Source organism: Mesobacterium hydrothermale (assembly GCF_035818635.1).
In the GTDB taxonomy this organism is placed as follows: Bacteria; Pseudomonadota; Alphaproteobacteria; order Rhodobacterales; family Rhodobacteraceae; genus Mesobacterium_A; species Mesobacterium_A hydrothermale.
Genome location: NZ_JAYLLH010000010.1, coordinates 49,863 through 70,784, shown reverse-complemented (window position 1 = coordinate 70,784; position 20,922 = coordinate 49,863). Strand labels below are relative to the sequence as shown.

The following is a 20,922-nucleotide window of genomic DNA, read 5'->3' as shown; positions in this document are numbered from 1 at the left end:
AGAACTGTAGCGGTCACGATCCGGGCACAGGCCCCGATCCTCTGGGCATCCACCGCGTCGTTCCCGGAATTGGGGACGAATGCGGATTTTTTGCGTCGGCACATGCCGATGTGCCTTGGCGCTTTGGTCCTGAACCATCACCGGTCCGCTTGGACGCAAGCGTGATCCAGAAATTCGAACCGCACGGGACGCCCCGTGCACCACATATGTGAGCTGATACGGGGAAAGAACCCAATGCCAACGATCCAGCAGCTGATCCGCAAGCCGCGGCAGCCGAAAGTCAAGCGCTCCAAGTCCCAGCACCTGGAGCAGTGCCCCCAGAAGCGCGGTGTTTGCACCCGCGTCTATACCACCACCCCGAAGAAGCCGAACTCGGCAATGCGGAAGGTGGCCAAGGTCCGTCTGACCAACGGTTACGAAGTCATCAGCTACATCCCCGGTGAAAGCCACAACCTTCAGGAACACTCGGTTGTCCTGATCCGCGGCGGCCGTGTGAAAGACCTTCCCGGCGTTCGTTATCACATCCTGCGTGGTGTTCTGGATACCCAGGGCGTCAAGGACCGGAAGCAGCGTCGCTCCAAGTATGGCGCGAAGCGTCCGAAGTAAGAGGAATTACAGATGTCTCGTCGTCACGCCGCAGAAAAGCGCGAAGTCCTGCCCGACGCCAAATATGGTGACCGGGTTCTGACCAAGTTCATGAACAACCTGATGATCGACGGTAAGAAGTCGGTCGCGGAACGCATCGTTTACAACGCGCTGGACCGCGTTGAAACCAAGGTGAAGCGGGCCCCCGTGGAAGTGTTCCACGAGGCGCTGGACAACATCAAGCCGTCGGTCGAGGTTCGCTCCCGCCGGGTTGGTGGTGCCACCTATCAGGTTCCGGTCGAAGTGCGCCCCGAGCGCCGCGAAGCCCTGGCCATCCGCTGGCTGATCGCTGCGTCGCGCAACCGCAACGAAAACACCATGGAAGAGCGCCTGGCCGGTGAACTGCTGGATGCGGTTCAGTCGCGGGGTTCCGCTGTCAAGAAGCGCGAAGACACCCACAAAATGGCCGACGCCAACAAGGCGTTCAGCCACTACCGCTGGTAAGAGGACAACTCATCATGGCACGCGAATATCCGCTGACGCGCTATCGCAACTTCGGGATCATGGCCCACATCGACGCGGGCAAGACCACGACGACCGAGCGCATCCTCTACTACACCGGCAAGTCCCACAAGATCGGCGAAGTCCACGACGGCGCCGCGACCATGGACTGGATGGAGCAGGAACAGGAACGCGGCATCACCATCACATCGGCTGCGACCACCACCTTCTGGCAGCGCCAAGAAGACCCGACCGCCGAAGGCACGTCGGACACCAAGGTGCGTTTCAATATCATCGACACCCCCGGCCACGTGGACTTCACCATTGAAGTTGAACGGTCGCTGGCGGTTCTTGATGGTGCTGTGGCCCTGCTGGATGCGAACGCCGGTGTTGAACCCCAGACCGAAACCGTGTGGCGTCAGGCTGACCGCTACAAGGTCCCGCGCATGGTGTTCGTCAACAAGATGGACAAGATCGGTGCCGACTTCTTCAACTGCGTGAAGATGATCAAGGACCGCACCGGCGCAACCCCGGTTCCCGTCAACTTCCCGATTGGTGCAGAAGACAAGCTGGAAGGCATTGTCGATCTGGTCAAGATGGAAGAGTGGGTCTGGAAAGGCGAAGACCTGGGCGCCTCCTGGGTGCGTCAGCCGATCCGCGAAGACCTGCAAGACCTGGCCGACGAATGGCGTTCGCATCTGGTCGAGCATGCCGTCGAAATGGACGACGACGCGATGGAAGCGTACCTTGAGGGCAACGAGCCTGACGAGGACACCCTGCGCAAGCTGATCCGCAAGGGCACACTGTCGCTGTCCTTCGTTCCGGTTCTGGGTGGTTCGGCGTTCAAGAACAAGGGCGTGCAGCCTCTGCTGAACGCGGTTGTCGACTTCCTGCCGTCGCCGCTCGACGTGCCGGCCTATATGGGCTTTGCACCGGGCGACGAAAACGAAGAGCGCAACATCGCGCGCTCGGCAGACGACGAGCAGCCGTTCTCGGCGCTGGCGTTCAAGATCATGAACGACCCGTTTGTTGGTTCGCTGACCTTCACCCGCATCTATTCGGGCGTGCTGAAAAAGGGCGACGGCATCATCAACTCCACCAAGGGCAAGCGCGAGCGCATTGGCCGTATGATGATGATGCACTCGAACAACCGCGAGGAAATCGAAGAAGCGTTTGCCGGCGACATCATCGCGCTGGCAGGTCTGAAGGAAACCACCACCGGTGACACCCTGTGTGACTCCAACAAGCAGGTGGTTCTGGAAACCATGACCTTCCCCGATCCGGTGATCGAGATCGCTGTCGAGCCGAAGACCAAGAACGACCAGGAAAAGATGTCCCAGGGTCTGGCCCGTCTGGCCGCCGAAGACCCGTCCTTCCGCGTGGAAACCGACCTGGAATCGGGTCAGACCATCATGAAGGGCATGGGCGAACTTCACCTGGACATCCTGGTGGATCGTCTGAAGCGCGAATTCAAGGTCGAAGCCAACATCGGTGCGCCGCAGGTGGCATACCGTGAAACCATCGGCCACGAAATCGAGCACGCCTACACGCACAAGAAACAGTCGGGTGGTTCGGGTCAGTTCGCAGAAGTCAAAATGGTCATCTCTCCGACCGAGCCGGGCGAAGGCTATTCCTTCGAATCCCGTATCGTTGGTGGCGCGGTGCCGAAGGAATACATTCCTGGCGTCGAAAAGGGCATCAAGTCGGTCATGGACTCCGGTCCGCTGGCAGGCTTCCCGGTGATCGACTTCAAGGTGGCTCTGATCGATGGTAAGTACCACGATGTGGACTCCAGCGTTCTGGCATTCGAAATCGCTGCGCGTATGTGCATGCGCGAAGGTCTGAAGAAAGCTGGCGCCAAGCTGCTGGAACCGATCATGAAGGTCGAGGTTGTGACCCCGGAAGAATACACCGGTTCGATCATCGGCGACCTGACGTCGCGTCGCGGCCAGGTTCAGGGTCAGGATACCCGCGGCAACGCGATTGCGATCAATGCCTTCGTGCCGCTGGCGAACATGTTCGGCTACATCAACAACCTGCGCTCGATGTCCTCGGGCCGCGCCCAGTTCACGATGCAGTTCGATCATTACGATCCGGTGCCGCAGAACATCTCGGACGAGATCCAGGCGAAATACGCATAAGCCGGGTGGCGGGGTCACGCCCCGCCCTACCCACCACCGTAGGGTGGGGTTTGACCCCACCATCCGACAACGAAAAAAGGAGCCAAATCCATGGCAAAGGAAAAGTTTGAGCGCGGCAAGCCGCACTGCAACATCGGCACGATCGGTCACGTTGACCACGGCAAGACGACGCTGACGGCTGCGATCACGAAGTATTTCGGTGACTTCAAGGCGTATGACCAGATTGACGGCGCGCCGGAAGAGAAAGCCCGCGGGATCACCATCTCGACCGCGCACGTGGAATACGAAACCGACGCGCGTCACTATGCGCACGTCGACTGCCCCGGCCACGCCGACTACGTGAAGAACATGATCACCGGTGCGGCGCAGATGGACGGCGCGATCCTGGTTGTGAACGCGGCTGACGGCCCGATGCCGCAGACCCGCGAGCACATCCTGCTGGGCCGTCAGGTCGGTATTCCGGCGATGGTGGTGTTCCTCAACAAGGTCGACCAGGTTGACGACGAGGAACTGCTTGAGCTGGTGGAAATGGAAGTGCGCGAGCTGCTGTCCGAGTACGACTTCCCGGGCGACGACATTCCGATCATCGCGGGTTCCGCGCTGGCGGCGATGGAAGGCCGTGACCCGGAAATCGGCGAGAACAAGATCCGCGAACTGATGGCAGCGGTTGACGCGTACATCCCGCAGCCGGAGCGCGCGGTTGACCAGCCGTTCCTGATGCCGATCGAAGACGTGTTCTCGATCTCGGGCCGCGGCACGGTTGTGACCGGCCGTGTCGAGCGTGGCGTGATCAACGTGGGTGACACCATCGAGATCGTCGGCCTGAAGGACACGCAGACCACCACCTGTACCGGTGTTGAAATGTTCCGCAAGCTGCTGGACCGCGGGGAAGCCGGCGACAACATCGGCGCGCTGCTGCGCGGCATCGACCGCGAGGCGGTTGAGCGTGGCCAGGTGCTGTGCAAGCCGAAATCGGTGAACCCGCACACCAAGTTCGAAGCCGAGGTCTACATCCTGACCAAGGAAGAAGGCGGCCGTCACACGCCGTTCTTCGCGAACTACCGTCCGCAGTTCTACTTCCGGACCACCGACGTGACCGGGACGGTTGAGCTGCCGGAAGGCACCGAGATGGTGATGCCGGGCGACAACCTGAAGTTCACCGTCGAGCTGATCGCGCCGATCGCCATGGAAGACGGCCTGCGCTTCGCCATCCGCGAAGGCGGCCGCACCGTCGGTTCGGGCGTCGTCTCCAAGGTCATCGAATAAGACCTGGAAACGGTTGCTGCGCCTTCGGGCGCAGCGCAGGAAATACCCCGTGGGGTGGGCAGCAGTGCCCACCCCACACGGTTCGAAGAAGGGGCAGGGTGGTCCTGTGTCTTCCTCTCAACCGCAACGCCAATGAAGGCCAAGATCAATGCAAAGCCAGAACATCCGCATCCGGCTCAAGGCGTTTGACTACCGCGTCCTCGATGCGTCGACGCAGGAAATCGTCAACACCGCCAAGCGGACGGGCGCCCAAGTGCGCGGCCCGATCCCGCTGCCGAACAAGATTGAGAAATTCACGGTTCTCCGTGGTCCTCACGTCGACAAGAAATCCCGCGATCAGTTCGAGATGCGCACCCACAAGCGCCTGCTCGACATCGTAGATCCGACCCCGCAGACGGTGGACGCGCTGATGAAGCTCGACCTCGCCGCCGGCGTGGATGTCGAGATCAAGGTGTAAGGGGGGCATACAGAAATGCGCTCTGGAGTTATCGCAAAGAAACTGGGCATGACCCGGCTGTTCATGGAAGACGGCAAGCAGATTCCTGTGACCGTTCTTCAACTGGACAACCTTCAGGTCGTCGCTCAGCGCACCGCAGATGAGCACGGGTATTCCGCCGTTCAGCTCGGCACCGGTTCCATCAAGGCAAAGCGCGTCTCGAAAGCGATGCGTGGCCACTTCGCCAAGGCGAACGTGGAGCCGAAGCGGAAAGTGGCCGAGTTCCGCGTGGCCCCCGAAAACCTGATCGCCGTGGGTGAGGAAATCACCGCCGATCACTACTTCGAAGGTCAGTACGTGGACGTGTCGGGGACCTCGATCGGTAAGGGGTTCGCCGGTGCCATGAAACGGCACAACTTCGGCGGTCTGCGCGCCTCGCACGGCGTGTCGATCTCGCACCGTTCGCACGGTTCCACGGGTCAGTGTCAGGACCCGGGCCGCGTGTTCAAGGGCAAGAAGATGGCCGGCCACATGGGGGCCGCCAAGGTGACCACACAGAACCTGCAGGTCGTGAAAACCGATGCCGATCGCGGCATCATCATGATCAAGGGCGCCGTTCCCGGTGCCAAGGGTGGCTGGGTGACCATCAAGGATGCCGTCAAGAAGCCTGTCCCCGACAACCTGGTCCTGCCCGCAGCCCTGCGCTCGGCTCAGGCCTCCGCGGCTGAAGAAGCCCCGGCTCAAGAAGGAGGCGAGGCATGAAACTCGACGTGATCAAGCTTGACGGCGCAGCCGCAGGTTCGGTCGACCTGGCCGACGAGATCTTTGATCTCGAACCGCGTGCGGACATCCTGCACCGCGTGGTCCGCTGGCAGCGCAACAAGGCGCAGGCCGGTACCCACAAGGTCCTGGGCCGTTCGGAAGTGTCGTACTCGACCAAGAAGATCTATCGCCAGAAGGGTACCGGCGGCGCACGCCACGGCTCCCGCAAGGCGCCGATCTTCCGCAAGGGCGGCATCTACAAGGGTCCGACCCCGCGCAGCCACGGCCACGACCTGCCCAAGAAGGTGCGGGCCCTGGGTCTGAAGCTGGCGCTGTCGGCCAAGGCCAAGTCGGGCGCACTGGTGGTGATCGACACCCTGGACAGCGACGGCAAGACCAAAACCCTGGCGACCCAGATCAAGAACCTGGGCTGGAAGCGCGCGCTGGTCATCGACGGTGCCGCAGTGAACGAGGGCTTCGCCCGCGCCGCTGCCAACATCGACGGCCTCGACGTTCTGCCCAGCATGGGTGCCAACGTCTATGACATCCTGAAGCGTGACACCCTGGTGCTCACCAAGGCAGGTGTCGAAGCACTGGAGGCTCGACTGAAATGAGCGCGAAAGCAGCACAGTACGATGTGATCCGCAAGCCGATCATCACCGAGAAATCCACCATGGCGTCGGAAAACGGCGCAGTGGTTTTCGAAGTGGCGATGTCGGCCAACAAGCCGGCGATCAAGGACGCGGTCGAGGCGCTGTTCGGTGTCAAGGTGAAGGCGGTCAACACCACCATCACCAAGGGCAAGGCCAAGCGCTTCCGCGGCCAGCTGGGCAAGCGGAAAGACGTCAAGAAAGCCTACGTGACCCTCGAAGAGGGCAACACGATCGACGTGTCGACCGGGTTGTAATCACGCCGGCGGATCGAGAAATCCGCCTCCGGCAAACCGAAAGGCCCCCGCAGAGATGCGGGGGCCTTTTACATCTTTCTACGTACCGAAACCTGGCTGCGTCCGTCTTTCAGCTGCTCGAAGTTTCAGTTTCCTCGTAGCCCTTGACCCCCCACCCAACTTCCCCTAAACGGCCTCATCCGCAGCAGCCCCGGATTCGTTCCGGGGCTTTGCTGTTGTTCGCATCCCGGTGCAGACAGCAGGCGGAACGCCTAACCGGGGACCTTCGGGGCCCTATATCATCGGTCACCTTCGGGGGGCCTCAACATCGCCCCGGGCTGATCCGGGGCATTAGCTAACGGAAGACAGAAAGCATGGCACTCAAGTCGTATAAGCCGACGACGCCGGGCCAGCGCGGGCTGGTGCTGATCGACCGTTCGGAGCTGTGGAAAGGACGTCCTGTCAAGGCCCTCACCGAGGGTCTGACGAAGTCGGGCGGCCGGAACAACACCGGGCGGATCACCTCGCGTCGTCGCGGGGGTGGGGCAAAGCGCCTCTATCGGATCGTCGATTTCAAGCGCAACAAGTTCGACGTGGCGGCCACCGTCGAGCGGATCGAATACGATCCGAACCGGACCGCCTTTATCGCGCTGATCAAGTATGAAGATGGCGAACAGGCCTACATCCTGGCGCCGCAGCGCCTGGCCGTGGGTGACAAGGTTGTCGCTTCGACCAAGGCCGACATCAAGCCCGGCAACGCGATGCCGTTCTCGGGCATGCCGATCGGGACGATCGTCCACAACATCGAACTGAAGCCCGGCAAGGGCGGTCAGATCGCACGCGCCGCTGGCACCTATGCCCAGTTCGTCGGCCGTGATGGTGGCTATGCCCAGATCCGCCTGTCCTCGGGCGAACTGCGCCTGGTGCGTCAGGAATGCATGGCGACCGTCGGTGCAGTGTCGAACCCCGACAACAGCAACCAGAACTACGGCAAAGCCGGCCGTATTCGCCACAAGGGCGTGCGTCCGTCGGTTCGCGGTGTCGCGATGAACCCGATCGATCACCCCCATGGTGGTGGTGAAGGCCGGACCTCTGGTGGTCGTACCCCGGTTACCCCGTGGGGCAAGGACACCAAGGGCACGCGCACCCGCAACACCAACAAGGCGTCGCAGAAGCTCATCCTGCGCTCGCGTCACGCCAAGAAGAAGGGGCGCTAATATATGTCACGCTCTGTTTGGAAGGGCCCCTTTGTCGACAGCTACGTCCTGAAAAAGGCCGAGAAGTCGCGCGAAGCCGGCAAGAACGAAGTCATCAAGATCTGGTCGCGCCGCTCGACGATCCTGCCCCAGTTCGTGGGCCTGACGTTTGGCGTCTACAATGGCCAGAAGCACGTCCCCGTGCTGGTAACCGAAGACATGATCGGCCAGAAGTTCGGTGAATATTCGCCGACCCGGACCTACTACGGTCACGCGGCTGACAAAAAAGCGAAGCGGAAGTAAGTCATGGGCAAGGAAAAGAACCCCCGCCGCGTGGCTGACAACGAAGCGATGGCAAAGCTGCGCATGCTTCGCACCAGCCCGCAGAAACTGAACCTGGTGGCCGCGCTGATCCGTGGCAAGAAGGTGGACAAGGCCCTGACGGACCTGACCTTCTCGAAAAAACGGATCGCGGTTGACGTGAAGAAGTGCCTTCAGTCGGCCATCGCCAACGCCGAAAACAACCACGGCCTGGACGTCGATGAACTCATCGTCGCCGAAGCCTATGTGGGCAAGAACCTGATCATGAAGCGCGGTCGTCCCCGTGCCCGTGGCCGGTTCGGTAAGATCCACAAGCCGTTTTCGGAACTCACCATCAAGGTGCGCCAGATCGAGGAGCAAGCCTAATGGGTAACAAAACCAATCCGATCGGCATGCGCCTGCAGGTGAACCGCACCTGGGACAGCCGCTGGTACGCCGACACCAAGGACTACGGTGATCTTCTGCTGGAAGACCTCGCGATCCGCGATTTCATCCACGAAGAGTGCAAGCAGGCCGGTGTGGCGCGCGTCATCATCGAGCGTCCGCACAAGAAATGCCGCGTCACCATCCACACCGCCCGTCCGGGCGTCATCATCGGCAAGAAAGGCGCAGACATCGAAACCCTGCGCAAGAAAATCGCCGCGATGACCGCAAGCGAGCTGCACCTCAATATCGTTGAAGTGCGCAAGCCGGAACTGGACGCGCGTCTGGTCGGTGAATCGATCGCACAGCAGCTGGAACGCCGGGTGTCCTTCCGTCGCGCCATGAAGCGCGCCGTGCAGAACGCCATGCGTATGGGTGCCCTGGGCATCCGCGTGAATGTGGCCGGCCGTCTGGGCGGTGCTGAAATCGCACGGACCGAATGGTATCGTGAAGGCCGCGTGCCTCTCCATACCCTGCGGGCCGACATCGATTACAGCCACATCGAGGCAACGACCCCTTACGGCATCATCGGGATCAAGGTCTGGATCTTCAAAGGCGAGATCATGGAGCACGATCCTTCGGCACGCGACCGCAAGGCGCAGGAACTGCAAGACGGCCCGGCACCTCGTGGTGCTGGCGGCGGTCGTCGCTGAGGAGGTTTGAAAAATGCTTCAACCGAAACGTACGAAGTTCCGCAAGATGTTCAAAGGGCGGATCAAGGGCGAGGCCAAGGGCGGCTCTGATCTGAACTTTGGTCACTTCGGCCTGAAAGCTCTGGAACCCGAGCGGGTCACCGCCCGCCAGATCGAAGCCGCCCGTCGGGCCATGACGCGTCACATGAAGCGTCAGGGTCGCGTCTGGATCCGTATCTTCCCGGATACCCCGGTCACCTCAAAGCCGACCGAAGTCCGTATGGGTAAAGGTAAGGGCTCCGTTGACTACTGGGCCTGCAAGGTCAAGCCGGGCCGCGTGATGTTCGAGATCGACGGCGTCAACGAAGACATCGCCCGCGAGGCCCTGCGCCTGGCAGCGATGAAGCTGCCGATCAAGACCCGCGTTGTGGTTCGCGAGGACTGGTAAGCGGCGGTGGGTTGTGACCCACGGCATCAAATCAAGGACCCCCGGCGTGCAAGCGGCGGGGGTTTTCTTTTTCTGCGGGGGACGCGACCGCCTTGCAGCGCCATGCCGCAGGGGCTAGGCGATAGGATGACGCGCACCGGACAATGCCACGAAAGCCTTTACCATGCCCACCATCCGTTCCCTCTTTGCCACCCGTCTGTACAAGGCACATCTGTCCGAACACGGCCCCGCCATCGACCCCGAAGAGCTGGAGGCGTCCTGCTATTCGATTGCCGAGGATGACGAAGCCGGTCAGGACTGGTCCGAGGCCAACGATTACCCCGGCTACACCTCTTATGCCTCGCTCACCGATCTGCCCTGGCGGTTCCCGATCTTCGCCGACCTGGTGACAGCGCTTGACGCCCATGTCGCGGCCTTCGCCGCGGACCTGGAGTTCGACCTTGGCGACCGCAAGCTGGTGCTGGAAGACCTCTGGATCAACATCCTGCCTCCGGGCGGCACGCACGCCAGCCATATCCACCCGCATTCGGTGATCTCGGGCACGACCTATGTCGCGATGCCCGACGGCGCTGGCAAGCTGAAGCTGGAAGATCCGCGCCTGCCGTTCATGATGGCGGCCCCGCCGCGCCGCAAAGGCTGCCGTGAAGAGCTGCGCGCCTTTGTTTATGAAGCTCCACAGGTGGGCGACGTGCTGCTTTGGGAAAGCTGGCTGCGCCACGAAGTACCGCTGAACATGGCGGACGAAGACGAACGGATCTCGGTCAGCTTCAACTACAAGTGGGAGTGATCCCGCCGGACCACCCGGCTGTCAAAACGACTTGGTAAACGCAGAGCAGCGCGCCGAAACGTCGCCGGTATCGCCGCCAAGCGCTTCCCATTCTGTCCGCATCTTTTCGATGCGGGCCTCCTCTGCCTTGGTCCAGCTACGCGCGCCCGGCTCTTCTCGTTCGATATACAGGGCGTAAAGCGCAACCGCACGCTTGGTGAAGGTGATTTCGTCCGCGGTGCAGGCCTGCCGTGCCTCTGGTGTATCGAGTTTGGCGTAAATGTCGGTCAGCTCCTGCCGTGCAGCGACGCTCAGCGGCAGGCGATCCAGACTGTCCGCCGTTCCCGGCGTCAGGGGCGTTTCCGTCTTGCAGCCTGCAGCGAACAGGGCGACTGCGCAAAGAACAGGGGCCGGGCGTTTCATCACATCTCTCCTCCGTGGTCGAGACATCCAGCCTGCGGCGAAACCCGGACCGGGGCCTTGATCCACCTCAATCGTCGTGCGGCCCCAAAAGGTGCGGGTGTTTTGGGCCGTTTCCCTTGGCCGCCGGACCGGTTCGGACATTGGCCCTTGCCAACTTAGCGCAACACGCCTATAGCGACCGCTCATCCACCTCCACCGGGAATCAGGGTGACCCACGTAAACGATGGGGCTCTCCGGTGATGTTGCAAAAAGGAATAGGCGATGAAAGCCACCGAACTCCGGGATAAGACCCCGGACCAGCTGCGTGATGAGCTGGTGTCCCTCAAGAAAGAGGCCTTCAACCTCCGTTTCCAGCAGGCCACCGGTCAACTGGAAAACACCGCGCGGATGCGTCAGGTGCGCCGGGCCGTTGCCCGTGTCGAGACCATCCTGAACGAAAAAGCCAGCGCGGCAGCCGAGTAAGAAGGACCACCAACATGCCCAAGCGTATCCTGCAAGGCACCGTGACGTCGACCGCCAACAGCCAGACCGTGACCGTGTCGATCGAACGCCGCTTCAAGCACCCGGTTCTGCAAAAGACGATCCGGAAGTCGAAGAAATACCGCGCTCATGACGAGCACGAAACATTCAACGTCGGTGACACCGTCCGTATTCAGGAATGTGCGCCGAAGTCGAAGACCAAACGTTGGGAGGTGATCGCCGAGTAATCGGCGGCGCCTTTCGGCATTTACGAAACCCCCGGATCAATGTCCCGCAAGGGCGGTCCGGGAAGTCGGGAGTAACCAAATGATCCAGATGCAGACCAATCTGGATGTTGCTGACAACTCCGGCGCTCGCCGGGTTCAGTGCATCAAGGTCCTGGGTGGTTCCAAGCGCAAGTATGCGTCGGTTGGCGACATCATCGTCGTCTCCGTCAAGGAAGCCATCCCGCGCGGCCGCGTTAAGAAAGGTGACGTCCGCAAGGCCGTCGTCGTGCGCACCGCCAAGGAAGTCCGTCGTGAAGACGGCACCGCAATCCGCTTCGACCGCAACGCTGCCGTCATCCTGAACAACGCAGGTGAACCGGTCGGCACCCGTATCTTCGGCCCGGTCGTGCGCGAACTGCGCGCCAAGAACTTCATGAAGATTATCTCGCTTGCCCCGGAGGTGCTGTGATGGCTGCCAAACTCCGCAAAGGTGACAAGGTGATCGTGCTTGCCGGCAAAGACAAGGGCAAGACGGGCACCATCGAAAGCGTTGACCCCAAGGCCGGCAAGGCTGTGGTTGGTGGTCTGAACATGGCGATCCGTCACACCCGCCAGAGCCAGACCAGCCAGGGCGGCCGCCTGCCGAAGGCCCTGCCGATCCAGCTGTCGAACCTGGCCATTGTCGATGCAAACGGCAAGGCGAGCCGCGTCGGCTTCCGCATGGAAGGTGACAAGAAGGTTCGTTACGCCAAGACCACGGGGGACGTGATTGATGCTTGATACCGCAACCTATACCCCGCGCCTGAAGGCGGCATACAAGGAGTCCATCCGCGCCGCCCTGATGGAAGAGTTCGGTTACAAGAACGAGATGATGCTGCCCAAGCTGGACAAGATCGTTCTGAACATCGGCTGCGGTGCCGAAGCCGTCAAGGACAGCAAGAAGGCCAAATCGGCTGTCGAAGATCTGACCCTGATCGCTGGCCAGAAGGCCGTGACCACCAAGGCAAAGAAGTCGATCGCAGGCTTCCGCGTCCGCGAGGACATGCCGATGGGTGCCAAGGTGACGCTGCGCGGCGACCGGATGTATGAATTCCTCGACCGCCTGATCACCATCGCGATGCCCCGCATCCGCGACTTCCGTGGTGTGAAGCCGAGCTTTGACGGCCGTGGCAACTTTGCCATGGGCCTGAAAGAGCACATCGTGTTCCCGGAAATCGACTTCGACAAGGTCGACGAAGTCTGGGGCATGGACATCATCATCACCACCACCGCGAAGACTGACGCGGAAGCCAAGGCGCTGTTGAAGCATTTCAACATGCCGTTCAACGCGTAAGGGGACCCCAGGACATGGCAAAGAAATCCATGATCGAACGCGAAAAGAAGCGGGAGCGCTTGGTGGCCCAGTATGCCGCGAAGCGCGCTGCTCTCAAAGAGATCGCGAATGACGAATCGAAGCCGATGGAAGAGCGTTTCAAGGCCCGCCTGAAACTGGCGAAATTGCCGCGCAACAGCGCCCCTTCCCGCCTTCACAACCGCTGCCAGCTGACGGGGCGTCCGCACGCCTATTACCGCAAGCTGAAAATCAGCCGTATCATGCTGCGTGAACTTGCCTCCAACGGGCAACTTCCCGGTATGGTCAAGTCGAGCTGGTAAGGAGGGTACGATATGAACGATCCTATCGGCGATATGCTCACCCGCATCCGCAACGCACAGATGCGTGGCAAGTCCACCGTGGCGACCCCGGCCTCCAAGGCCCGCGCCCGCGTGCTCGATGTGATGCTGGACGAAGGTTATATCCGTGGCTACGAAAGCACCACGGACGTGAACGGCCATCCGGCATTCGAAATCAGCCTGAAGTACTTCGACGGCACCCCGGTCATCCGCGAACTGAAGCGCGTGTCCAAGCCGGGCCGTCGCGTGTATCTCGGCGTCAAGGACATTCCGCAGGTTCGTCAGGGCCTGGGCGTGTCGATTGTCAGCACGTCCAAGGGCGTGATGACGGATGCAAACGCACGCGCAGCCAACGTTGGCGGCGAAGTGCTTTGCACGCTGTTCTAAGGAGGTCTGGCAATGTCTCGTATTGGCAAAAAACCGGTCGAGCTGCCCGCGGGTGTCACTGCATCCGTGTCCGGCCAGACCGTCGAAGTGAAGGGCCCGAAAGGCACCCAGACCTTCAACGCGACCGACGATGTGACCATCACCGTGGAAGACAACGCCGTGTCGGTGACCCCGCGCGGCAAGTCCAAGCGTGCCCGTCAGCAGTGGGGCATGTCCCGCACGATGCTGGCAAACATGGTTCACGGCGTCCAGAACACCTTCAAGAAGGAACTGGAAATCCAGGGTGTGGGTTACCGGGCAGCCGTTCAGGGCACGACCCTGAAGCTGAACCTGGGCTACTCGCACGATGTGGATTTCGCAATTCCGGCCGGTGTGACCGTGACCTGCCCCAAGCAGACCGAGATCGTGGTCGAAGGCCACGACCCTCAGCAGGTCGGTCAGGTCGCCGCCAACATTCGTGATTGGCGCCGCCCCGAGCCCTACAAAGGGAAGGGTATCCGCTACAAGGGCGAATACATCTTCCAGAAGGAAGGCAAGAAGAAGTAAGGACGCGCAAAATGGCAAACAGCAAAAGAGACCTGTTCCTCAAGCGCCGCCTGCGCGTACGGAACAAACTCCGCAAGGTAAACGCAGGTCGCGTGCGCCTTTCGGTTCATCGTTCGAACAAGAACATCTCGGTCCAGTTGATCGACGATGTTGCCGGCGTCACCCTGGCTGCCGCCTCCTCGATGGAGAAGGCCCTGGGCGTGGTTGGCAAGAACAACGTCGAAGCAGCCGCCAAGGTGGGTGCCGCGATCGCAGAGCGTGCCAAGGCCGCTGGCGTGACCGAAGCCTATTTCGATCGCGGCGGATTCCTCTTCCACGGCAAGGTGAAGGCACTGGCCGACGCCGCGCGTGAAGGTGGCCTGAAAATCTAAGGTCAGGGCGGGGGCAGCCCCGCCTTTCCCATGCAGGCCGGCAACGGCCTCGATGACCGGGGCGCCGGGCCTGACAGCCCGGGCACTGCGGTCGGACAACTCCGGCGCCTTGCGCCAAATGAACAAGGATTTGCCACATGGCAGAACGTGAAAACAGAGGCCGCGGTCGTCGCGACCGTGAAGAACAGGCACCGGAATTTGCTGATCGTCTGGTCGCGATCAACCGCGTGTCGAAAACCGTCAAGGGCGGTAAGCGCTTCGGTTTCGCTGCGCTGGTCGTCGTCGGTGACCAGAAGGGTCGCGTCGGTTTCGGCAAGGGCAAGGCGAAAGAAGTGCCCGAGGCCATCCGCAAGGCCACTGAGCAAGCCAAGCGCAAGATGATCCGCGTGCCGCTGAAAGAGGGCCGCACCCTGCACCACGACATCGAAGGTCGTCACGGCGCAGGCAAGGTCGTGATGCGCACCGCGCCGACCGGTACCGGTATCATCGCCGGTGGTCCGATGCGTGCCGTGTTCGAAATGCTGGGCATTCATGACGTGGTTGCCAAGTCGACCGGTTCGCAGAACCCCTACAACATGATCCGCGCCACGCTGGACGGTCTGCAAAAAGTGCAGTCGCCCCGCAACGTCGCGCAGCGCCGTGGCAAGAAAGTTGCCGACATCCTGCCCAAGCGGGAAGACGCAGCAGCCGAAGCGCAGACCGAGGAGGCTTGATCCATGGCTAAAACCATCGTTGTCAAACAGATCGGCAGCCCGATCCGTCGCCCCGCCAAGCAGCGCCAGACGCTGGTCGGCCTGGGCCTGAACAAGATGCACAAGACCCGTGAGCTCGAAGACACGCCGTCGGTCCGCGGCATGGTGAACTCGATCCCGCACCTGGTTCAGATCATCGAAGAGCGCGGCTGATCCCGCATCGGGGATTCCCCGGCTCTGACAGACAGAAACGCCCCGGGCACGGCCCGGGGCGTTTTTTGTTGTGCCGTCGGTCGGCCGGCCGGTCTGCTTCACGGAAGGGCAGGGCAGCGGCACGCCCCGAACGTTGCCGTTGGTGCGGCACGGACCACCGGCAAGGCGCGCGGCCCAAAGGCAGCAGCATCCCGGCCGTCATGGCGCCCCCGTTTGCGACCAAAGGCAAATCCTTCGGACCGGTAAACCCCTCTCTTGCGCCGGCCTGTCACGTCGCCCACGATGCACAGACAAGCGGAAGGGGGGGCCGTTCATGCCGAAGAACATTGAAGATTTCGACCTGAACGCCATCGACGCCGCGTTCATCGACAACCCGCACCCGGTGCTGCATCGTTTGCGCCAGCACAGCCCGGTGCATCAAAACCCCGACGGCTCCATTCTGCTCACCCGCCACGCCGATTGCCAGGCGGTGTACCAGTCGCGCAGCATGTCTTCGGACAAGACCCGCGATTTCGGGGAGAAGTTCGGGGACTGCCCGCTGTACACCCACCACACCACCAGCCTTGTCTTCAACGATCCGCCGTATCACACGGTGGTGCGCAAGCTGATCGCCTCGGCCTTTACCCCGCGCAAGCTGGCCGAGATGGAGGCACGAATCGACTTCCTCGTGGATCGCCTGCTGGACCACGTCGAAGACCTTGGCACGCTCGACCTGGTGCAGGACTTTGCCAAGGTCCTGCCGACCGAGATCATCAGCTTCATGCTGGGCATTCCTGAAAGCCACCGGGCGCAGCTGCGCGGCTATTCGCTGGCCATTCTTGGGGCACTGGATCCGGTGGTGTCGCCCGAACGCCTGGCCGCCGGCAACGACGCCGTCACCGAGTTTTCTGCCGTGCTGGGAGAGCTGATCGACCACCGCCGCCGCCACCCCGAGGGCGCAGCCCAGGGCGAAGTGCTGGAAAGCCTGATCTTCGGGGATCATGACGGTCGCCGTCTGACACAGGATGAACTAATCCAGAATTGTATCTTCTTGCTGAATGCCGGGCACGAAACCACCACCAGCCTCGTGGCGAATTCCGTGGGCTTGCTGCTCGACAACCCGGACCAGCACCGCCGCTTGCGGGACGATCCCGGATTGATCGACACCACGGTCGAAGAATGCCTGCGACTGGAAAGCCCGCTGCAAATCGGCAACCGGCTGGCGACAGAGGATTTGGCCTTGTCCGATGGCACGGTCATTGCACAAGGCACCTTTATACACATGTCGATTGCCGCCGCGAACCGCGACCCGGCGGTGTTCGAGGCCCCGGACAAGATGGATATTGCCCGGACCCCGAACCGTCATCTGGCCTTTGCAACCGGCATTCATGTCTGCCTGGGGGCAACTCTGGCGCGGATCGAAGGCCGCATCGCGCTGGGGCGCCTGGTGCGGCGGTTCCCGAAACTGCGTGCCAACGGCCCGGCGAAACGCATGCCGCTGGCCCGGTTCCGTGGTTATTCCGACCTTCCGGTGCAGGTCTGAACGCAGCCATGCAGCCATTGCAAGGCGGGCTTGGCGAAACGACGGTGGTTTGTGACAGGGCAGGGGCGTAGTCACCCAGCGAAACTCTGCACAAGATTGAGGCACAAGATGACACTCGCCCTGACCCGTATTTTCCGCACCTGGCTGACCAACCTGCGCACTGCACAGCCAGTGCCGTGCTGGACGGACTATCTGCGCCAGACCACTGACCGCCGCACCTGAACCGCGCCCGCCCACAGGCGTGACAGCAGGCTTGCGCCAACCGCAAGGCCCGGCTATACGCCCCCGGTGGCCGCATCGGCCCGACTCACAACAAGCAAGAAAAGCCGTGTGCCTCTCATGATCGCTTCGGAGGGGATGTCCGGCAAAGGAGAAGCGACATGAAACTGCACGAACTGCGCGACAATCCCGGCGCAACCTCCAAGAAAAAGCGCGTTGCGCGTGGCCCGGGTTCGGGCAAGGGCAAGACCGCTGGCCGTGGTATCAAGGGTCAGAAATCGCGTTCGGGTGTGGCCATTAACGGCTACGAAGGCGGCCAGATGCCGCTGTACCAGCGCCTTCCGAAGCGCGGCTTCAACAAGCCGAACCAGAAGAAATTCGCCGTCATCAACCTGGGCATCATCCAGAAGTTCGTTGAAGCCGGCAAACTGGACGCAGGTTCGGCCATCACCGAAGACGCTCTGGTTGCATCCGGCGCCGTGCGCCGCAAGCTGGACGGTATCCGTGTTCTCGCCAAGGGCGACATCACCGCGAAGATTTCGCTGGAAGTGACCGGTGCCTCCAAGTCGGCTGTCGAAGCTGTCGAAAAAGCCGGCGGTCAAGTGACCATCACGGCTGCGGCAGCGGCAGAATAAAACGGGTTGTGAGCGGCGCACGCGACGCTTACATAGACCCCCAAGTTTTCCCTGAACGCCGTCCGAGCTGGAAAACGCTCCGGGCGGCGTTTGCCTGACAAGAGAGACCCGCATGGCATCTGCAGCAGAACAAATGGCGGCCAACACCAGTTGGGGCGCCTTGGCCAAAGCCACCGACCTGCGCCAACGCATCTTCTTTACTCTCGGACTTCTGATCGTTTATCGCCTTGGCACGTGGATTCCGGTTCCCGGCATCGACGGCATTGCGCTGCGCGAATTCATGGAAGGCGCGGCTGCGGGCATCGGCGGCATGCTGACGATGTTCACCGGCGGCGCGCTGGGGCGGATGGGCATCTTTGCCCTGGGGATCATGCCTTACATCACCGCCTCGATCCTGATCCAGTTGCTGACCACCATGGTCCCTGCGCTGGAACAGTTGAAGAAAGAGGGAGAGCAAGGCCGCAAGAAGATCAACCAGTACACCCGATACGGCACCGTCGTTCTGGCGACGTTCCAGGCCTATGGTCTGGCGGTCAGCCTTGAAACCGGCGATCTGGTGACCGACCCGGGCTGGTATTTCCGTGCGTCCTGCGTGATCACCCTTGTCGGCGGTACCATGTTCCTGATGTGGCTGGGTGAACAGATCACCGCACGCGGCATCGGCAACGGTATCTCGCTGATCATTTTCGTCGGCATCGTCGCCGAAATCCCCGGTGCCCTGATCCAGTTCTTCGAATCCGGCCGGTCCGGCGCCATTGGCCCCGGTGTCATCATCGGGGTGATCCTGATGGTCGTCGCCGTGATCATGTTCGTCGTATTCATGGAACGGGCCCTGCGAAAGATCACGATCCAGTACCCCCGCCGCCAGGTCGGCATGCGCATGACCGAAGCGCAGAACAGCCACCTGCCGGTCAAGGTGAACCCGGCTGGCGTGATCCCCGCGATCTTCGCCAGTTCGCTGCTGCTGCTGCCGGTCACGATCTCGACCTTCTCGGGGGCCGATACCGGCCCGATCATGTCGACGATCCTTGCCTATTTCGGCCCGGGCCAGCCGCTCTATCTGCTGTTCTTCGCCGCGATGATCGTGTTCTTTGCCTATTTCTATACCTTCAACGTGTCGTTCAAGCCCGATGAGGTTGCCGACAACCTGAAGAATCAGAATGGCTTTGTACCCGGCATTCGCCCCGGCAAGAAAACCGCCGAATACCTGGAATACGTGGTCAACCGCGTGTTGGTTCTGGGCGCTGCCTATCTGGCCGCCGTCTGTCTGATGCCCGAAGTGCTGCGCAACCAGTTTGCCATTCCGTTCTACTTCGGCGGCACCTCGGTTCTGATCGTCGTGTCGGTGACCATGGACACGATCCAGCAGGTCCACAGCCACCTTCTGGCGCATCAATACGAAGGTCTGATCCAGAAATCGCAACTGCGGGGTCGCGGCGGCAAGTCGCGCGCCAAGAAGAAAGGTCCGGCACGTCGATGAACATCATTCTGCTTGGCCCGCCGGGGGCGGGAAAGGGAACCCAGGCACGCTTCCTCGTCGAGGACCGTGGCATGACCCAGTTGTCCACCGGTGACATGCTGCGTGAAGCCAAGGACAGCGGCACCGAAATGGGCAAGATCGTCGCCGACGTGATGGCCAAGGGGCAGCTGGTAACCGACGAGATCGTGATCGGCCTGATCCGCGAGAAGCTGGCCGGCGGCGGCACAGGCTTCATCTTCGATGGCTTCCCGCGCACGCTGGCCCAGGCCGACGCCCTGGGGAACCTGCTGGCGGAAATGGGCCAGACCCTGGATGCGGTGATCGAGATGCAGGTCGATGACGCGGCACTGGTTGCCCGCATCACCGCCCGGTCCACCTGTGGCGCCTGTGGCGAGGTCTATAACGACCTCACCAAGCCGATCCCGGCGGATGGCAAATGCGCCAATTGTGGTGGCACCGAATTCAAGCGCCGCGCCGACGACAACGAAGACAGCCTCAAGCAGCGTCTGATGGAATACTACAAGAAGACCAGCCCGCTGATCGGCTATTACTACGCCAAGGGTCAGCTCAAGGCGGTCGATGGCCTGGGCGAAATCGACACCGTCAAGGCAGAGATCGCAGCCGCGCTGGACGCCTGAGCCAGGGGCGGCCGATCGCGCGCCGTTTCCGCAGCACCCGGCATTGTCCGACAAGGATACAAGGGGGGCTTGACGCCAAGGTCAAATCCCCCTAGCTACGCCCATCTCTGGACGAGAATCATTTTGCCAGACGGGTCGCACCCGCGCGGCAGATCACCTGATCAGCGAAGGCCTGAACGCACCTGCGTCAGGCCTTGTGTTGTGAAAAAAGGACCCGGCACTACGGGTTCGCAACGAAAAGGAACGTGAAACGTGGCACGTATCGCCGGCGTAAACATCCCGACTGCAAAGCGGGTTCCCATCGCCCTCACCTACATCACCGGTATCGGACACACCTCGGCCAAGGCAATCTGCGAAGCCGTTGGCATTGACGCAGCACGCCGCGTCAATGAACTGTCGGACGCCGAAGTCCTGGCCATCCGCGAGCATATCGACGCCAACTACACCGTCGAAGGCGACCTGCGCCGCGAAACCCAGATGAACATCAAGCGCCTGATGGACCTTGGCTGCTACCGCGGTCTGCGCCATCGCCGCAACCTCCCCGTGCGCGGTCAGCGTACGCACACCAACGCCCGCACCCGCAAGGGCCCGGCCAAGCCGATCGCCGGCAAGAAGAAGTAAGGGAGGACTGCATCAATGGCACGTGATACCCGTCGCGGAGGCAAGAAAAAGGTCTCCAAGAACATCGCCACCGGTGTGGCGCATGTGAACAGCTCGTTCAACAACACCAAGATCCTGATCTCGGACGTGCAGGGCAACGCAATCGCGTGGTCCTCTGCCGGCACCATGGGCTTCAAGGGCTCGCGCAAGTCGACCCCGTATGCCGCCCAGCTGGCCGCCGAAGACGCGGGCCGCAAGGCTCAGGAACACGGCATGAAATCGCTGGAAGTCGAAGTTCAGGGCCCCGGTTCGGGTCGTGAATCGGCTCTGCGCGCCCTGGCCGCCATCGGCTTCAACATCACTTCGATTCGTGATGTGACCCCGATCGCGCACAACGGCTGCCGCCCGCCGAAGCGTCGCCGGGTCTGATCCGGACCACTGTTATGGTGGGGCCCTGCCGTCGCGCGGGGCCCTGC

The 20,922-nt window shown here is 61.7% G+C and carries 32 protein-coding genes; 31 read left to right on the top strand and 1 reads right to left on the bottom strand.

The genetic code is table 11. The features are described 5' to 3' along the window. The first annotated feature begins 234 nt into the window (after window positions 1–234). From rpsL to VK792_RS09200, 14 genes are all read left to right on the top strand, one after another. Window positions 235–606 carry a 30S ribosomal protein S12 gene (rpsL, locus tag VK792_RS09265; protein WP_005862801.1) on the top strand — a complete coding sequence of 124 codons (372 nt, stop codon included), beginning with the start codon at window positions 235–237 and terminating at the stop codon, window positions 604–606. A gap of 12 nt (window positions 607–618) precedes the next feature. Then, window positions 619–1,089 carry a 30S ribosomal protein S7 gene (gene rpsG, locus VK792_RS09260; protein ID WP_326297189.1) on the top strand — a complete coding sequence of 157 codons (471 nt, stop codon included), beginning with the start codon at window positions 619–621 and terminating at the stop codon, window positions 1,087–1,089. Between the two features lie 14 nt (window positions 1,090–1,103). Then, window positions 1,104–3,227: an elongation factor G gene (gene fusA / locus VK792_RS09255; protein WP_326297188.1), complete on the top strand. Its 2,124-nt coding sequence runs from the start codon at window positions 1,104–1,106 to the stop codon at window positions 3,225–3,227. Window positions 3,228–3,317: 90 nt separating this feature from the next. Beyond that, entirely contained in the window at window positions 3,318–4,493 is a 1,176-nt protein-coding gene (gene tuf, locus VK792_RS09250) for an elongation factor Tu (protein WP_326297187.1), read from the top strand. A 148-nt stretch (window positions 4,494–4,641) separates the two neighbouring features. Continuing rightward, window positions 4,642–4,950 carry a 30S ribosomal protein S10 gene (rpsJ, locus tag VK792_RS09245; RefSeq protein ID WP_326297186.1) on the top strand — a complete coding sequence of 103 codons (309 nt, stop codon included), beginning with the start codon at window positions 4,642–4,644 and terminating at the stop codon, window positions 4,948–4,950. 15 nt (window positions 4,951–4,965) lie between these two features. Beyond that, a complete protein-coding gene (gene rplC, locus VK792_RS09240) occupies window positions 4,966–5,691 on the top strand; it encodes a 50S ribosomal protein L3 (RefSeq protein ID WP_326297185.1) in 726 nt (241 codons plus the stop codon). Beyond that, window positions 5,688–6,305: a 50S ribosomal protein L4 gene (rplD, locus tag VK792_RS09235; RefSeq protein WP_326297183.1), complete on the top strand. Its 618-nt coding sequence runs from the start codon at window positions 5,688–5,690 to the stop codon at window positions 6,303–6,305. The genes rplC and rplD overlap by 4 nt, the downstream gene beginning before the upstream one ends. Continuing rightward, on the top strand, window positions 6,302–6,598 hold the full coding sequence (locus VK792_RS09230) for a 50S ribosomal protein L23 (RefSeq protein WP_326297182.1): 297 nt from the start codon (window positions 6,302–6,304) through the stop codon (window positions 6,596–6,598). Before rplD ends, VK792_RS09230 begins: the two co-directional genes overlap by 4 nt. A gap of 353 nt (window positions 6,599–6,951) precedes the next feature. Further along, window positions 6,952–7,794 (top strand): 50S ribosomal protein L2, encoded by an 843-nt coding sequence (gene rplB, locus VK792_RS09225; protein ID WP_326297181.1) that lies wholly within the window; start codon window positions 6,952–6,954, stop codon window positions 7,792–7,794. Window positions 7,795–7,797: 3 nt separating this feature from the next. Next, the gene (rpsS, locus tag VK792_RS09220) at window positions 7,798–8,076 is read left to right on the top strand and encodes a 30S ribosomal protein S19 (protein ID WP_326297180.1); all 279 of its coding nucleotides are present in this window, start codon (window positions 7,798–7,800) and stop codon (window positions 8,074–8,076) included. Window positions 8,077–8,079: 3 nt separating this feature from the next. Next, the gene (gene rplV, locus VK792_RS09215; protein WP_326297179.1) at window positions 8,080–8,460 is read left to right on the top strand and encodes a 50S ribosomal protein L22; all 381 of its coding nucleotides are present in this window, start codon (window positions 8,080–8,082) and stop codon (window positions 8,458–8,460) included. Further along, complete coding sequence (gene rpsC, locus VK792_RS09210; protein ID WP_326297178.1) at window positions 8,460–9,170, top strand: 30S ribosomal protein S3; 711 nt, start codon at window positions 8,460–8,462, stop codon at window positions 9,168–9,170. The genes rplV and rpsC overlap by 1 nt, the downstream gene beginning before the upstream one ends. Before the next feature lie 13 nt (window positions 9,171–9,183). After that, window positions 9,184–9,597 (top strand): 50S ribosomal protein L16, encoded by a 414-nt coding sequence (gene rplP / locus VK792_RS09205; RefSeq protein ID WP_326297177.1) that lies wholly within the window; start codon window positions 9,184–9,186, stop codon window positions 9,595–9,597. 163 nt (window positions 9,598–9,760) lie between these two features. Next, window positions 9,761–10,384: a TIGR02466 family protein gene (locus VK792_RS09200; RefSeq protein ID WP_326297176.1), complete on the top strand. Its 624-nt coding sequence runs from the start codon at window positions 9,761–9,763 to the stop codon at window positions 10,382–10,384. Window positions 10,385–10,405: 21 nt separating this feature from the next. Here the strand turns inward: VK792_RS09200 and VK792_RS09195 are convergent, their stop codons facing one another. Continuing rightward, window positions 10,406–10,786 carry a hypothetical protein gene (locus VK792_RS09195; protein WP_326297175.1) on the bottom strand — a complete coding sequence of 127 codons (381 nt, stop codon included), beginning with the start codon at window positions 10,784–10,786 and terminating at the stop codon, window positions 10,406–10,408. Window positions 10,787–11,047: 261 nt separating this feature from the next. Between VK792_RS09195 and rpmC the strand changes: the two genes are divergently transcribed. From rpmC to rpsK, 17 genes are all read left to right on the top strand, one after another. Beyond that, window positions 11,048–11,248, top strand: a complete 201-nt coding sequence (gene rpmC, locus VK792_RS09190) for a 50S ribosomal protein L29 (RefSeq protein WP_326297174.1) — start codon at window positions 11,048–11,050, stop codon at window positions 11,246–11,248. Window positions 11,249–11,262: 14 nt separating this feature from the next. Further along, the gene (gene rpsQ, locus VK792_RS09185) at window positions 11,263–11,493 is read left to right on the top strand and encodes a 30S ribosomal protein S17 (RefSeq protein WP_326297173.1); all 231 of its coding nucleotides are present in this window, start codon (window positions 11,263–11,265) and stop codon (window positions 11,491–11,493) included. A gap of 79 nt (window positions 11,494–11,572) precedes the next feature. Beyond that, entirely contained in the window at window positions 11,573–11,941 is a 369-nt protein-coding gene (gene rplN, locus VK792_RS09180) for a 50S ribosomal protein L14 (RefSeq protein WP_007427594.1), read from the top strand. Next, window positions 11,941–12,252: a 50S ribosomal protein L24 gene (gene rplX / locus VK792_RS09175; RefSeq protein ID WP_326297172.1), complete on the top strand. Its 312-nt coding sequence runs from the start codon at window positions 11,941–11,943 to the stop codon at window positions 12,250–12,252. Before rplN ends, rplX begins: the two co-directional genes overlap by 1 nt. Then, window positions 12,245–12,805 (top strand): 50S ribosomal protein L5, encoded by a 561-nt coding sequence (rplE, locus tag VK792_RS09170; RefSeq protein WP_326297171.1) that lies wholly within the window; start codon window positions 12,245–12,247, stop codon window positions 12,803–12,805. The genes rplX and rplE overlap by 8 nt, the downstream gene beginning before the upstream one ends. Window positions 12,806–12,819: 14 nt before the next feature. Then, a complete protein-coding gene (gene rpsN / locus VK792_RS09165) occupies window positions 12,820–13,125 on the top strand; it encodes a 30S ribosomal protein S14 (protein WP_326297170.1) in 306 nt (101 codons plus the stop codon). 12 nt (window positions 13,126–13,137) lie between these two features. After that, entirely contained in the window at window positions 13,138–13,530 is a 393-nt protein-coding gene (gene rpsH, locus VK792_RS09160) for a 30S ribosomal protein S8 (protein ID WP_326297169.1), read from the top strand. 12 nt (window positions 13,531–13,542) lie between these two features. After that, window positions 13,543–14,076, top strand: a complete 534-nt coding sequence (gene rplF / locus VK792_RS09155; protein ID WP_326297168.1) for a 50S ribosomal protein L6 — start codon at window positions 13,543–13,545, stop codon at window positions 14,074–14,076. 11 nt (window positions 14,077–14,087) lie between these two features. Further along, window positions 14,088–14,447, top strand: a complete 360-nt coding sequence (gene rplR / locus VK792_RS09150; protein WP_326297167.1) for a 50S ribosomal protein L18 — start codon at window positions 14,088–14,090, stop codon at window positions 14,445–14,447. Between the two features lie 137 nt (window positions 14,448–14,584). Continuing rightward, window positions 14,585–15,160, top strand: coding sequence for a 30S ribosomal protein S5 (rpsE, locus tag VK792_RS09145; protein WP_326297166.1), 576 nt, complete (start codon window positions 14,585–14,587; stop codon window positions 15,158–15,160). A 3-nt stretch (window positions 15,161–15,163) separates the two neighbouring features. After that, the gene (gene rpmD, locus VK792_RS09140) at window positions 15,164–15,352 is read left to right on the top strand and encodes a 50S ribosomal protein L30 (RefSeq protein ID WP_326297165.1); all 189 of its coding nucleotides are present in this window, start codon (window positions 15,164–15,166) and stop codon (window positions 15,350–15,352) included. A 313-nt stretch (window positions 15,353–15,665) separates the two neighbouring features. After that, window positions 15,666–16,874 carry a cytochrome P450 gene (locus tag VK792_RS09135; RefSeq protein WP_326297164.1) on the top strand — a complete coding sequence of 403 codons (1,209 nt, stop codon included), beginning with the start codon at window positions 15,666–15,668 and terminating at the stop codon, window positions 16,872–16,874. 380 nt (window positions 16,875–17,254) lie between these two features. Further along, on the top strand, window positions 17,255–17,728 hold the full coding sequence (gene rplO / locus VK792_RS09130) for a 50S ribosomal protein L15 (RefSeq protein WP_326297163.1): 474 nt from the start codon (window positions 17,255–17,257) through the stop codon (window positions 17,726–17,728). Between the two features lie 112 nt (window positions 17,729–17,840). Beyond that, on the top strand, window positions 17,841–19,208 hold the full coding sequence (gene secY, locus VK792_RS09125; protein ID WP_326297162.1) for a preprotein translocase subunit SecY: 1,368 nt from the start codon (window positions 17,841–17,843) through the stop codon (window positions 19,206–19,208). Continuing rightward, the gene (locus tag VK792_RS09120; protein ID WP_326297161.1) at window positions 19,205–19,846 is read left to right on the top strand and encodes an adenylate kinase; all 642 of its coding nucleotides are present in this window, start codon (window positions 19,205–19,207) and stop codon (window positions 19,844–19,846) included. The genes secY and VK792_RS09120 overlap by 4 nt, the downstream gene beginning before the upstream one ends. Window positions 19,847–20,098: 252 nt before the next feature. After that, window positions 20,099–20,467 (top strand): 30S ribosomal protein S13, encoded by a 369-nt coding sequence (gene rpsM, locus VK792_RS09115; protein WP_326297160.1) that lies wholly within the window; start codon window positions 20,099–20,101, stop codon window positions 20,465–20,467. Window positions 20,468–20,482: 15 nt separating this feature from the next. Then, window positions 20,483–20,875 (top strand): 30S ribosomal protein S11, encoded by a 393-nt coding sequence (gene rpsK, locus VK792_RS09110; protein ID WP_326297159.1) that lies wholly within the window; start codon window positions 20,483–20,485, stop codon window positions 20,873–20,875. The last annotated feature ends 47 nt before the right edge of the window (window positions 20,876–20,922 follow it).